This window comes from Streptomyces sp. NPDC052064 (assembly GCF_055585925.1).
The window spans coordinates 66,827-80,345 of sequence record NZ_JBVJJE010000004.1; the positions used below are offsets into that span (position 1 = coordinate 66,827).

A 13,519-nucleotide genomic window follows, 5' to 3' on the forward strand; every position below is an offset into this window, starting at 1 on the left:
GTCAGAGCTTGACGATCATCTTCCCGGTGTTGTCGCCGCGCAGAACGCCCAGGAACGCCTCCAGGTTGTTCTCGATGCCCTCGACGACGGTCTCCCGGTACTTGAGCTCACCGGAGGCGACCCAGGGGGCGACCTCGCGCACGAACTCCGGCTGGAGGTCGTAGTGGTCCCCGACCAGGAAGCCCTCGATACGGCCGCGGGTCTGGATCAGGCGGGCGAGGTTCCTCGGGCCCGGGGCGGGCTCGGTGTTGTTGTAAACGGAGATCATCCCGCAGACGGCGATCCGACCGCCCTCGTTGAGGGACCCGATGGCGGCCTCCAGGTGATCACCACCGACATTGTCGAAGTACACGTCGATCCCGTCGGGAGCGGCGGCGCGGAGCTGCTTGCTCACGGGCCCGTCCTTGTAGTTGAAGGCGGCATCGAAGCCGTACTCCTCGACGAGCAGCTTCACCTTCTCCGCCGACCCCGCGGACCCGATGACCCGCGAGGCGCCCTTCAGCTTGGCGAGCTGCCCGACCTGGCCGCCCACGGCGCCGGCGGCACCGGACACGAAGACGGTGTCGCCCTCCTTGAAGGCGGCTGTGCGCAGCAGCCCCGCGTAGGCGGTGAGCCCGGTCATGCCCAGTACACCGAGGTACGTCGACAGCGGCGCGGCGTCCGGGTCCACCTTGACGGCGTTCTTCGCGGCCACGACGGCGTACTCGCGCCACCCGAGGAAGTGCAGCACGTGGTCGCCCACGGCCAGCCCCTCCGCGTTGGAGGCCACGACCTCGCCGACGGCACCGCCCTGCATGGCCTTGCCGAGTTCGAACGGGGCGATGTAGGACTTCGCGTCGCTCATACGGCCACGCATGTACGGGTCCACGGAGAGGTACTTGTTCCGCACGAGGACCTGCCCCTCACCCGGCTGCGGGACCTCCGCCTCGACGAAGGCGAAGTCCTCGGGCTTCGGCCAGCCGACGGGGCGGCTGGCCAGGTGCCATTCGCGGCTGACGGCGGGAAGGGTGGGCGTGTCGGTCATGGTGCGCCTTTCCACTGACTCGGTTGACTCGGTACAAATGTTTCAGCACCTGAAACAACCATGCTCCTGAAAATTTCAGCTTGTCAAATAACCGGGTACCCTCGATTCATGGCCTCCACCACATCCACCCCCCGGAACAGTCACCGCCACCGCCCCGATCCGCTGACGCTTGAGGTCGTCGAGCTCATCGGGGAGGTCGTGGCGCGGTTCCATGAGGACTACGAGGAGGCGGCGGCGGAACATGCGCTGACCGGGGCGCAGGCGCGGTTGCTGAGCCTGCTGTGCCTTGAGCCGCTGCCGATGCGGAGGCTTGCCAAGCGGTTGAAGTGTGAGCCGTCGAACGTCACGGGGATCGTGGATCGGCTGGAGGCGCGGGGGCTGGTGGAGCGGCGGCCGGATCCTGCGGACCGGAGGGTGAAGGTGGCGGCGGCGACGGATGAGGGGCGGCGGGTGGCTCGGAGTCTGCGGGAGTCGTTGCGGTTCGCCCGGGAGCCGCTGGCTGGGCTTTCCGAGGGGGAGAGGGTGGCTCTGCGAGATGCGCTGCGGGGGATGTTGGAGTGAGGCCGGGTGGGTCCGCAGCCCGGCGGAACGGAGTGCCTCCCCCAAGGCGGCTGAGCGGGACCACCACGTGCCCACAGGTGCCGACGCACGGAAGGGGCCATGTCGGGGGCTGTCCGCCCGCGGCGCGGTTGGCGCGTCACCCTACGGTTGGTCGGTCACCCACCCCATCGCGCCGTTCCGAGTACGGACACCCCCCGGCGCGGCCCCGCCCCACAGCCACGTCGTAGGCGCTACGTGCACCACCACAGGAAGCGGTTGCAGGTCTCAGAGGGGGACGGTTCCGGTTTCGGGGGCGGGGTCGTCGGGTCCGTGGTTCGCGTCGGAGCCGGGGCCGGCTCCGGTGGGGCGGCCGTAGGGGCCGGTGCCGGGCGGGTGGGGGACGTGTCCGCCGGCGTCGCGTCGGAGCCCTTCGGCGTCTCGCCGTCCTTCGCGTCCTTGGACTTCTCGGCCTTCGGGGACTCAGAAGCCGACGGCGAGTCAGACACGCCGGGCGAAGGGGAAGCTGACGCCCTCTCAGCCCCGGAACCCTCGCCCTGGCCGCCTGTCCCGCCCGCCTCCGTCGACGCGTCGCCGTCCGCCGACTCACCCCCCGCCGCCGCCGGCTTCGGCGACGACTTCGGCGCGTCCATGCCGAGCTCCGCGAGGCTCAGCCCACCCGCCGCCAGCACGAATCCCGCCGCCACGAACAGCGTCCGGCGCCGCCGCCGACGATGCGCCGCGGCCTTCCGGTCCCGCCGGCTCGTCCCCCCGCCCGGGCCATCGGCGACCGGCCCGTGCTCGCGCCCACGCCCACGTCCACGCCGTCGAGCAGCACGCCCCGACGGCTCACCGTCGTCGCCGTGTTCACCATCGGACCCGTCGGGCTCATCGGGCCCATCCGACCCGTCGTGCACGCCCTGCCCGCCCTCAGGAACGGCGTCGTGTCCGCCGTACTCCGGCTCACGCCAGCGCAGCGCATCGGCTGAGGTGCCACACCCCGGGCAGGCGAGCGCGCCGTTGAGGTGCCGTCGGCACGGGTCGCAGTAGTCCATGACGCGGGAAGATTAAGTTCCGCGCCGGTCACGTTCCTAGATCCAGCTGTGAAGGTTCTGTAGGGACACGCCGCCCCCATGGTTTCGAAACTGTCGAAACCGTTATGCGCGCGACCCATTGACACTCGCACCGCCCCGTCCTTACTGTCACGCCAGCATTTCGAACGTGTGCCGAAATCTCGAACACGTCGAACTGAATGACTGACGGAACTGAGCCGACGAAGCTGCGAGGGACAACCGCCGTGCGCATCACCGGAATCAGCACACACGTGGTCGGGACGCCGTGGCGCAACCTGACGTACGTCCAGGTGCACACCGACGAGGGCATCACCGGAGTCGGCGAGACCCGGATGCTGGGACACACCGACGCCCTTCTTGGTTATTTGAAGGAAGCCGAGGTCAATCACATTCTCGGCTCCGACCCGTTCGCTGTCGAGGACCTCGTCAAGCGGATGAAGTACGGCGACTACGGCCGTGCCGGCGAGATCGTGATGTCCGGTATCGCCGTGATCGAGATGGCCTGCTGGGACATCAAGGGCAAGGCCCTCGGCGTCCCCGTCTGGCAGCTTCTGGGCGGCAAGGTCACCGACAAGGTCAAGGCGTACGCCAACGGCTGGTACACCACGGAGCGCACCCCGGAGGCGTACCACAAGGCCGCTCAGGGCGTCATGGAGCGCGGCTACCGGGCGCTCAAGATCGACCCCTTCGGCACCGGCCACTTCGAGCTGGACCACAAGGAGACCCTGTACGCCGTCTCCCTGATCGAGGCCGTCCGGGACGCCATCGGCCCCGAGGCCGAGCTGATGCTGGAGATGCACGGCCGCTTCTCCCCCGCCACGGCCGTACGCCTGGCCAAGGAGCTCGCGCCGTTCAAGCCGGCGTGGCTGGAGGAGCCGGTCCCGCCGGAGAACCTCAAGGCCCTGGAGAAGGTCGCCGCCAAGGTCGACATGCCGGTCGCCACCGGCGAGCGCATCCACGACCGGATCGAGTTCCGCGAGCTGTTCGAGAGCCAGGCCGTGGACATCATCCAGCCGGACGTCGGCCATATCGGTGGAATCTGGGAGACCAGGAAGCTCGCGGCGACGGCCGAGACCCACTACATGCTGGTGGCCCCGCACAACGTCGGCGGCCCGGTGCTGACCGCCGCCTCGCTCCAGGTCGGCTTCACCTCCCCGAACTTCAAGATCCTCGAACACTTCAACGACTTCGCGGACGCGGAGATCAAGAAGGTCGTCAAGGGCGCGCCGCAGGTGAACCCGGAGGACGGCTGCTTCCACCTCTCCGACGCCCCGGGTCTCGGCGTGGAGCTGGACGTCGACGCCGCCGCCGAGTTCCCACAGCAGCAGGCCCGCTTCGACCTGTGGGCGGAGGGCTGGGAGCAGCGCAAGCCCAAGGGCGCCCAGTGACCGTCCGGCCCCCGGAAACCCGGAACCGGCAACCGAAAGCTTCGAAACTCCCAGGAGCGACGTGAGCACCGCCGTAGTGATCGACGCCCCGGGCGAGCACCGTCTCGTCCCGCACGAGCCCCGGCAGCCCGAGGCCGGCGAAGCGCTCGTCCGTGTCCACGCCTCCGGCATCTGCGGCAGCGACCGCGAGGTCTACCAGGGCAACCGCCCCGAGGGCTACGTGCGCTACCCGCTCACCCCGGGCCACGAGTGGTCCGGGACGGTCGAGGCCGTGGGCGCCGGTGTCCCCGGGTCCCTCGTCGGCCGCAAGGTCGTCGGTGAGGGCTTCCGCAACTGCCAGGTCTGCGACCGCTGCCACGCGGGCGACACGACCCTGTGCACTGCCGGCTACGAGGAGACCGGGTTCACCCAGCCGGGCGCGATGGCGACCACGCTGACGCTCCCCGCCCGCCTCCTGCACGCCCTCCCGGACGACTGCGACCTCACGGCCGCGGCCCTCCTGGAGCCGGCCGCGTGCATCGCGGCGGCCGCGCTGAAGGGGAACGCACAGCCCGGCGAGCGCGTCGCCGTGGTCGGCACCGGCACGCTCGGCATGTTCGCCGTGCAGTTCCTGAAGGCGAACTCGCCGGGCGAGCTGCTGGTCGTCGGCACCCGCCGGGACCGGGAGGCGCTGTCGCGGCAGTACGGCGCGACGGACTTCCGGACGAAGGACCAGGAGCTCCCGGACGACTTCGACGTGGTGATCGAGACGGCCGGGTCCGCGGACGCCGCCCGGATCTCCGCCGCCCTGCTCCGGCGCGGCGGCCGGCTGGTCCTGACCGGCATCCCGGCACCGGGAGCCGACGGTCTGGACCCGACCGACCTCGTCGTGCGGCAGCTGGAGGTGCACACCGTCTTCGGTGCTCCGCCGGACGCCTGGGCGCACACGGTGCGGGTGTTCGCCGCCGGTCTGCTCGATCCGCTGCCGCTGGTGACGCACGAGCTGCCGCTCACCGAGTTCTCGCAGGCCATCGAGCTGGTGGGAGCCGGTGATCCGAAGGTGGGCAAGGTGTTGCTCCGCCCCTAGACGTACGCCGGTACGGGGGCAACCTGACGGCTCCCGTACCGGCGTACACCCAGCCTTGCCGTAAGTCCTGGCGTCACATTCCCGCCCGCCTGCCGGGCGGACGACGGGAATGTGACGCCAGGACCTACCCAGAGCCGCGAACCTCGTCCGAAATATCGAACCGAAGGACATTCCTGTGACCGACGCTTCCGCCACGGCAGCCCGCAGGCCCGGTGAGCAGGCGCTCACCACGCTGGGCCTGAACGCGCCCGCCCTCGACCCCGCCGACACCTCGCCGCACTCCTTCCCCGGCGGCGGCCGCTGGCGCACCGAGATCCCCTCGTGCGAGGGCCCCGAGGCACTGGCGGTGGTGCTGAAGGAGGCCTCGCGGCTGGACGTGCCGATCCACCGGATCAGCCAGGGCAGCGGCATCTGGATGCTGACCGACGCCGAGATCACCGAGATGGTCGAGGCGACCGGCGAGCGCGACATCGAGCTCTGCCTGTTCACCGGCCCGCGCGGCACATGGGACATCGGCGGATCGACGCGCACCGACTCGCGGGGGGCCGGCCTGCGCGCCCGCGGCCACGACGCCGTCGCCGGGTGTGTCGAAGACGCCGTGCGCGCCACCGAGTTGGGCGTCAAGTGCCTGCTCGTCGCCGACGAGGGCGTGCTGTGGACGCTGCACCGGGCGAGAGCCGCCGGCATCATCCCGGCCGACACGACCCTCAAGGTGAGTGCGCTCATCGGGCCGGTCAACCCGGCGGCGTACGCGGTGTACGAGCGGCTCGGCGCCGACTCCGTCAACGTGCCGAGCGACCTGACGCTCGATCACCTCACCGAGATCCGCCGGGTTTCCGGCGCTCCGATGGACATGTACATCGAGGCCCCCGACGACCTCGGCGGCTACGTCCGGATGTACGAGGTCGCCGAGCTCATCCGGCGCGGCGCACCGCTCTACCTTAAGTTCGGCCTGTCGAAGGCGCCCGGAATCTACCCCTACGGGCACCACATGCGGGAGCTGACCCTGGCCACGGCCAAGGAACGCGTGCGGCGCGGCCGGCTCGCTCTGGATCTTCTGGCCCGCCACGGGGCCGACGGTGACATGGCGCCGCTCGGTTCGCGGCTGCCGGGCGATCTACAACGGTTCGAAATCTCGTCATAACGTTCCGGATACTCGCCTTCACAAAAGAAGACACAGCCGACCACAATCCGACACATCTCTTCTCGGTCTTTCCGGCCCGACCCCCCGGAGCGACTTCGCGCCCCCAGACCGAGCCCTGCACACACATCAAGGATGATGATCATGCGTAACCGCAGAGCCGCCCTCGCCGCCATAGCCGGAGCCGCGTCCCTCGCCCTGACCCTGTCCGCCTGCGGGCAGAACAGCGAGGGTGGCAGCGAGGAGAGCGGGGACAGCGCCAAGGGCGGCACCATCGGCATCGCGATGCCGACGAAGTCCTCCGAGCGCTGGATCGCCGACGGCAACAACGTCAAGAAGGACCTGGAGTCCAAGGGCTACAAGACCCAGCTGGTCTACGGCGAGGACGACCCGGACCAGCAGGTCTCGCAGATCGAGAACCTGATCACCCAGGGTGTGAAGGCGCTGATCGTCGCGGCCATCGACAACAAGTCGATGAACAACGTGCTCCAGCAGGCCAAGGACGCCGACATCCCGGTCATCTCCTACGACCGCCTGATCCTCGGCTCGCCGAACGTCGACTACTACGCCTCCTTCGACAACGAGAAGGTCGGCGAGCTCCAGGGCAACTACATCGTCGAGAAGCTCGGCCTGAAGGACGGCTCCAAGAAGGGCCCGTTCAACATCGAGCTGTTCGCCGGCTCCAACGACGACAACAACACCCGCTACTTCTTCCAGGGCGCGATGAACGTCCTCCAGCCCTACATCGACAAGAAGCAGCTCGTCGTCCGCTCCAAGCAGACCAAGCTGAACCAGGTCACCACCCTGCGCTGGGACGGCGGCACCGCCCAGAAGCGCATGGACGACATCCTGACCTCGGCCTACAAGCGCGACCGGGTCGACGCGGTCCTCTCCCCCTACGACGGCATCTCCATCGGCATCCTCTCGGCGCTGAAGTCGGACGACTACGGCTCCAAGAGCAAGCCGCTGCCGATCGTCACCGGCCAGGACGCCGAGCTCGCCTCGGTGAAGTCGATCATCGCCGACCAGCAGTCGATGACCGTCTACAAGGACACCCGCCAGCTCGCCAAGGTCGCCTCGAACATGGTCGACGCGCTTCTGAACGACAAGAAGCCCGAGGTCAACGACACCAAGACCTACGACAACGGCTCGAAGGTCGTCCCGGCCTACCTGCTCGAGCCGGTCGCCGTCGACAAGACCAACTACCAGAAGGAAGTCGTCGACTCCGGCTACATCAAGGCAAGCGACCTCTAGAAACCGCCGGCACACTCTGATTGGAAGGCACGACCATGGCGGGACCCGTCCTGGAAATGCGCTCGATCGTCAAGACCTTTCCCGGCGTCAAGGCGCTGTCGGACGTCACGCTGACCGTCCAGCAGGGCGAGGTCCACGCCATCTGCGGGGAGAACGGCGCCGGCAAGTCGACCTTGATGAAGGTCCTCTCCGGCGTCCACCCGCACGGCACCTACGAGGGGGACATCCTCTTCGAGGGTGAGGTCTGTGAGTTCAAGGACATCCGGGCGAGCGAGCAGCGCGGCATCGTCATCATCCACCAGGAGCTGGCGCTTTCGCCGTACCTCTCCCTCGCGGAGAACATCTTCCTCGGCAACGAGCACGCCAAGGGCGGGTTCATCGACTGGAGGGAGACCCTGCGGCACGCCACCGAGCTGCTGCGGCGGGTCGGGCTCAACGACCACCCCGACACCCGCGTCGCCGACATCGGCGTGGGCAAGCAGCAGCTCGTGGAGATCGCCAAGGCCCTGTCGAAGAAGGTGAAGCTGCTCATCCTGGATGAGCCGACCGCGGCCCTGAACGACGAGGACAGCGACAAACTCCTGGATCTCATCCTGGAGTTGAAGAAGCAGGGCATCACCTCGATCATCATCTCCCACAAGCTCAACGAGATCCGCAAGGTCGCCGACTCGGTGACGATCCTCCGGGACGGCCGGACCATCGAGACCCTCGATGTGAAGGCCCCGGAGACCACCGAGGACCGGATCATCAGCGGCATGGTCGGCCGCGACCTGGAGCACCGCTTCCCGGAGCGGTCGCCGCACGAGCCCGAGGAGGGCGTGGCGCCCGCCCTGGAGATCCGGGGCTGGACCGTGTTCCACCCGATCGACCAGCAGCGCAAGGTCGTCGACGATGTGTCCCTCCAGGTGCGGCGCGGCGAGATCGTCGGCATCGCGGGCCTGATGGGCGCCGGCCGCACCGAACTCGCGATGAGCGTCTTCGGGCGGACGTACGGCCGGTACGCCGACGGCACGGTCCTCAAGGACGGCAAGGAGATCCGTACGAAGTCCGTCCCCGAGGCGGTCAAGCACGGGATCGCGTACGTCACCGAGGACCGCAAGCACTACGGCCTCAACCTCATCGACACCATCAACCGGAACATCTCGCTGACCGCCCTCGGCAAGGTCGCCAAGCGCGGTGTGGTCGACGAGCACGAGGAGCGGCAGGTCGCCGAGGGCTTCCGCAAGTCGATGAACATCAAGGCGCCGACCGTGTTCGAGCCGGTGGGCAAGCTGTCCGGCGGCAACCAGCAGAAGGTCGTCCTCAGCAAGTGGATCTTCTCGGGTCCGGAGGTGCTGATCCTGGACGAGCCGACGCGCGGGATCGACGTCGGCGCCAAGTACGAGATCTACACGGTCATCGACCAGCTGGCCGCCCAGGGCAAGGCGGTCGTCTTCATCTCCTCCGAGCTGCCCGAACTGCTCGGCATGTGCGACCGCATCTACACGATGGCCGCGGGGCGGCTGACCGGTGAGTTCTCGCGGGCCGAGGCCTCACAGGAATCGCTGATGCGTCAGATGACGAAGGACAAAGAGGTAACCCGATGAGCACGGACGTGACCGCCAAGACGCCGGCCCCCGCGCCGCCCGGCAAGGGAAAGGCGGCCACCGGCGACGGACTCCTGCAGCTGGTGCTGGACGGCATGCGACGCAACATGCGCCAGTACGGCATGTTGATCGCGCTCGGCCTGATCGTGGCGCTGTTCGCCGTGTGGACCGACGGCGACCTCCTGCTGCCGCGCAACGTCTCCAACCTGGTCCTCCAGAACAGCTACATCCTGATCCTCGCGATCGGCATGATGCTGGTCATCATCGCGGGCCACATCGACCTGTCCGTCGGCTCGCTGACGGCGTTCGTCGGGTCGATGGCCGCCGTGTTCATGGTCAAACAGGACATACCCTGGCCCCTGGCCGTGGTGCTGTGTCTGGCGGTGGGCGCGGCCGCGGGTGCCGTCCAAGGGTTCTTCATCGCGTACGGCGGCATACCGTCGTTCATCGTGACCCTGGCGGGCATGCTGATCTTCCGCGGTCTGACCGAGATCTTCCTGGAGGGCCAGACCCTCGGCCCCTTCCCGGAGGGTCTCCAGAAGGCCGCCAACGGCTTCCTGCCCGAGGTCGGCCCGAACACCAACTACCACAACCTCACGCTGCTGCTGGGCTTCGCGATGATCGCTCTGGTGATCTTCCAGGAGGTCCGTGACCGCAGGCGGCAGCAGGAGTTCAACCTGGACGTCCCGCCCGCCAAGCTGTTCCTGCTGAAGCTGGTCGCGATCTCCGCCGCCGTGCTGACGCTGACCATGCTGCTGGCCAGCTACAAGGGCGCCCCGATCGTGCTGCTCGTCCTGGGCGTGCTGCTCGTCGGCTTCGGCTACGTGATGCGCAACGCGATCATCGGCCGCCACATCTACGCGATCGGCGGCAACCTCCCGGCGGCCAAGCTGTCGGGTGTGAAGGACAAGAAGGTCACCTTCCTGGTCTTCCTGAACATGGGCATGCTCGCGGCCCTGGCGGGTCTGGTCTTCGCCGCCCGCTTCAACGCGGCCTCTCCCAAGGCCGGCCTCAACTTCGAGCTGGAGGCGATCGCGGCCTCGTTCATCGGCGGCGCGTCGATGAGCGGCGGTGTCGGCACCGTCCTCGGCGCGATCATCGGTGGCCTGGTCCTGGGCGTGCTGAACAACGGTATGAACCTCGTCGGCATCGGCACCGACTGGCAGCAGGTCATCAAGGGCCTGGTCCTGCTGGCGGCGGTCGGGTTCGACGTGTGGAACAAGCGCAAGGTCGGTTCGTAAGTCAGCTCGGGGCCCCGCCGGAAGGCGGGGCCCTCTCCTTATGCGGGAGCCGCACACATGGAACTGAACAGACGCACGATCATCGCCGGAGCCGCGGCGGCGGGCATAGCCGCCACCACGCTCGGCGGCACGGCGCACGCCACGGGAGGCAGGAAGCCGGTGAAGACGCTCTTCGGCAAGCTCGCCGACGGCACCAAGGTCTACAGCTGGTCGCTGGAGAACGGTGGCACCCGCCTGAAGGTCCTCTCCTACGGCGGCATCGTCCAGTCGCTGGAGATCCCCGACCGCCGCGGCCGCTACGCCAACGTCTCCGCGGGCTTCGACAACATCGACGACTACGTCGCCAAGAGCCCGTACTTCGGCGCCCTGATCGGCCGCTACGGCAACCGCATCGGCAAGGGCAAGTTCACCCTCGACGGCAAGGACTACCAGCTCTCCGTCAACGACGGCGAGCAGAGCCTGCACGGCGGCGCCAAGGGCTTCGACAAGCGCGTGTGGGACATCGAGCCGTTCACCAAGGGCTCCGACGTCGGCCTGTACCTGTACTACACGAGCGTCGACGGCGAGATGGGCTACCCGGGCACGCTCAAGACGAAGGTGACGTACACGCTCACCCGGCACGGCGACTGGCGCATCGACTACGAGGCCACCACGGACAAGGCCACCGTCGTCAACCTCACCAGCCACGTCTACTGGAACCTGGCCGGCGAGGGCAGCGGCACGATCGAGGACCACGAGCTCCGGATCGCGGCCTCCCGCTACACGCCCACCGACTCGGGCCTGATCCCCACCGGCGAGCTGGCCAAGGTCGCGGGCACCCCCTTCGACTTCCGCAAGGCCAAGCCGATCGGCCGGGACATCCGCGTCTCCCACCCGCAGCTGGTGACCGCCAAGGGCTTCGACCACAACTGGGTCCTCGACAAGGGCATCACCTCCCGCCCCGAGCACATCGCCACCCTGCGTGACCCGGCCTCCGGCCGCACGATGAAGATCGCCACGAACGAGCCGGGCCTGCAGTTCTACTCCGGCAACTTCCTCGACGGCACGCTGACCGGCCCCTCCGGCCGCACCTACCGGCAGGGCGACGCGCTCTGCCTGGAGACGCAGCACTTCCCGGACTCGCCGAACAAGCCGTCGTTCCCGTCGACCGTGCTGCGGCCCGGGCAGACGTACCGGACGACGACGATCCACACGTTCGGCTGCTGACCGGCTCCTGACCGGCTCCTGATCCTGGGGCCACTGACAAGCCTTCACAGATAGGACACAAGTTCTGGCCGGTTTCACGACGGTTGAACGGTGTCACTGTGGCCTCCGTATCTAAGGGCGGCCCGCGCTCCCCCGCGCGGGCCGCCCTTAAACGTCGGGTCCGGCCGTCCCCAACGGGCCCGCCCTATACGGAGGTTCCATGGCCGACAACGTCACGTCGCTGTTCCGCAGCACCGCGGCGCACAGCCCGTCGATGGCGGCGTTGACACGTGAGGGCGGCGACGGCGCCGGGCCGGTGGACTTCTGCATCCCCTGCAACCCGTACTTCCCCACCCCGGCCATGTTCGACGACATGTCGGCCAGACTGCGCGACATCATCACGTACTACCCGAGCAGCGCCGACACCATCACGGCCGAGCTGTGCAGCCTGCTCCAGCTGCCGCCGCAGTGCGTGGCGATGGGCAACGGCTCCACCGAGCTCATCACCTGGATCGACCACCTGCTCGTCCGCGAGTCCCTCGCCGTCCCCGTCCCCACCTTCGGCCGCTGGACGGACCAGCCCATGGAGACCGGCAAGCGGGTCGACATGTTCCCGCTCCAGGAGTCCAGCGGCTTCGCCCTCGACCTCGCGCAGTACGCCGAGTTCATCCGCGCCCGAGGCACGCGCGTCGCTGTCATCTGCAACCCCAACAACCCCGACGGCGGTTTCCTGCACAAGCACGCCATCGTCCAGTTCATGGACGCGATGGCCGACCTCGACCTGGTCGTCATCGACGAGTCGTTCCTGGAGTTCGCGGACGCCGAGGCCGAACCGTCCGTCGTCCAGGAGGCGATGCTGCGGCCCAACGTCATCGTGCTGCGCAGCCTCGGCAAGAACTTCGGCCTGCACGGCATCCGCTTCGGCTACCTGGTCGCCAACCCGGCCCTCGCGGGCCGTATCCGCTCGATGCTCCCCAAGTGGAACCTCAACTCCTTCGCCGAGCATGTCGTCTTCATGCTCAAGGAGCACGGCGCCGAATACGCGCAGAGCCTCCAGCAGGTGCGGCGCGACCGCCTCGACATGGCGAGCCAGCTGTCCTCCCTGCCGGGGCTGACGGTCTACCCGTCGCAGGGCAACTTCCTCTTCGTGCGCCTCCCCGTGGGCGCCGAGGGCACCGTGGTCCGGGACCGGATGCTCACCGAGCACCGGATCCTGGTCCGCGAGTGCGGCAACAAGATCGGTTCGTCCAGCCGCTTCCTGCGTCTCGTCGTGCGCCCCCAGGTGGACGTGCGTCGCCTGGTGTCCGGCCTGGAACAGGTGCTCTACGGGACGTCCAGGAGGGGAGCCGCCGTACCCGAGCTGGGCAACGGGACCAGCTACAGCTCGGGTACGGCGGCAGTGGACCGTCTGGTGAGCGAGACCAACGGATCCGGCATGCGAGGCCTTGCCGCTCAGGCCGTCGGTGCGGGTGGCCCGGGGCCCTCGGCCCCGGGCACCGGTACCGGCATGCCGCTCCCCGCCGCCGCGTCCGCCGTGCCGGCGGGTGCGGGTGCCGTGCCCGCCGGGCCGGGCGGTGGGATGCCGATGCCGGCGGCGGCGCAGGTTGGGCAGATGGGCCATGTTGGCCAGATGGGCCAGATGGGCCAGATGGGGCAGCAGCAGATGCCTCAGTCCGTGCCCCAGTCCGTCCCTCAGCCTGCGCCGCAGCCCGTGCCGCAGCCGGCGCCTCAGCCCATGGCCGCGCCGGCGCCGCCGCTGGCGCCTGTGGCGCAGGCGCCGTTCCCGGCTCCGGCACCTGCACCGGCTCCCGTGCCGACCGCCACCGGGCCCACCCCGCCGGGGGTTCCCGCGCGGGGTGGGTTGACCGCCGCGCAGGTCAGGGGGACGAACGGGTTGTCGCCTGCGCCGGCGACCGGGTGGCCGGGGGCGCAGGCGTGGCCCAACGCGGCGGGGATGGGGCAGGCCGGGTAGTGCCCTCTCGCCGTAGGTGGATTCCGCAAGTGGGTGGGTGCGGGTCTGTTGT

At 68.8% G+C, this 13,519-nt stretch carries 11 protein-coding genes; 9 read left to right on the top strand and 2 right to left on the bottom strand.

Annotated elements, in window-relative coordinates:
• Nucleotide 1: 1 nt before the first annotated feature.
• Nucleotides 2-1,024: an NADP-dependent oxidoreductase gene (locus ACZ6TU_RS11575; protein WP_467668940.1), complete on the bottom strand. Its 1,023-nt coding sequence runs from the start codon at nucleotides 1,022-1,024 to the stop codon at nucleotides 2-4.
• Nucleotides 1,025-1,132: 108 nt separating this feature from the next.
• Here ACZ6TU_RS11575 and ACZ6TU_RS11580 point away from each other — a divergent pair, with 108 nt between their 5' ends.
• Complete coding sequence (locus ACZ6TU_RS11580) at nucleotides 1,133-1,585, top strand: MarR family winged helix-turn-helix transcriptional regulator (RefSeq protein ID WP_467668938.1); 453 nt, start codon at nucleotides 1,133-1,135, stop codon at nucleotides 1,583-1,585.
• Between the two features lie 230 nt (nucleotides 1,586-1,815).
• Here the strand turns inward: ACZ6TU_RS11580 and ACZ6TU_RS11585 are convergent, their stop codons facing one another.
• A complete protein-coding gene (locus ACZ6TU_RS11585) occupies nucleotides 1,816-2,616 on the bottom strand; it encodes an SCO2400 family protein (RefSeq protein ID WP_467668936.1) in 801 nt (266 codons plus the stop codon).
• A 242-nt stretch (nucleotides 2,617-2,858) separates the two neighbouring features.
• Between ACZ6TU_RS11585 and ACZ6TU_RS11590 the strand changes: the two genes are divergently transcribed.
• The 8 genes from ACZ6TU_RS11590 to ACZ6TU_RS11625 all read left to right on the top strand — a co-directional run bounded on the left by ACZ6TU_RS11590 (nucleotide 2,859) and on the right by ACZ6TU_RS11625 (nucleotide 13,467).
• Complete coding sequence (locus ACZ6TU_RS11590; RefSeq protein ID WP_467668934.1) at nucleotides 2,859-4,022, top strand: mandelate racemase/muconate lactonizing enzyme family protein; 1,164 nt, start codon at nucleotides 2,859-2,861, stop codon at nucleotides 4,020-4,022.
• A 61-nt stretch (nucleotides 4,023-4,083) separates the two neighbouring features.
• Nucleotides 4,084-5,088 (top strand): zinc-dependent alcohol dehydrogenase, encoded by a 1,005-nt coding sequence (locus ACZ6TU_RS11595; protein ID WP_467668932.1) that lies wholly within the window; start codon nucleotides 4,084-4,086, stop codon nucleotides 5,086-5,088.
• A 175-nt stretch (nucleotides 5,089-5,263) separates the two neighbouring features.
• Nucleotides 5,264-6,232: a glycosyltransferase family protein gene (locus ACZ6TU_RS11600; protein WP_467668930.1), complete on the top strand. Its 969-nt coding sequence runs from the start codon at nucleotides 5,264-5,266 to the stop codon at nucleotides 6,230-6,232.
• Nucleotides 6,233-6,373: 141 nt separating this feature from the next.
• Nucleotides 6,374-7,483, top strand: coding sequence for a multiple monosaccharide ABC transporter substrate-binding protein (gene chvE / locus ACZ6TU_RS11605; RefSeq protein ID WP_467668928.1), 1,110 nt, complete (start codon nucleotides 6,374-6,376; stop codon nucleotides 7,481-7,483).
• 35 nt (nucleotides 7,484-7,518) lie between these two features.
• Nucleotides 7,519-9,069 (top strand): multiple monosaccharide ABC transporter ATP-binding protein, encoded by a 1,551-nt coding sequence (gene mmsA, locus ACZ6TU_RS11610; RefSeq protein WP_467668926.1) that lies wholly within the window; start codon nucleotides 7,519-7,521, stop codon nucleotides 9,067-9,069.
• A complete protein-coding gene (mmsB, locus tag ACZ6TU_RS11615; RefSeq protein ID WP_467668924.1) occupies nucleotides 9,066-10,310 on the top strand; it encodes a multiple monosaccharide ABC transporter permease in 1,245 nt (414 codons plus the stop codon). The genes mmsA and mmsB overlap by 4 nt, the downstream gene beginning before the upstream one ends.
• Nucleotides 10,311-10,367: 57 nt before the next feature.
• The gene (locus ACZ6TU_RS11620; RefSeq protein WP_469547917.1) at nucleotides 10,368-11,516 is read left to right on the top strand and encodes an aldose epimerase family protein; all 1,149 of its coding nucleotides are present in this window, start codon (nucleotides 10,368-10,370) and stop codon (nucleotides 11,514-11,516) included.
• A gap of 199 nt (nucleotides 11,517-11,715) precedes the next feature.
• The gene (locus ACZ6TU_RS11625; RefSeq protein WP_467668920.1) at nucleotides 11,716-13,467 is read left to right on the top strand and encodes a pyridoxal phosphate-dependent aminotransferase; all 1,752 of its coding nucleotides are present in this window, start codon (nucleotides 11,716-11,718) and stop codon (nucleotides 13,465-13,467) included.
• Nucleotides 13,468-13,519: the final 52 nt, after the last annotated feature.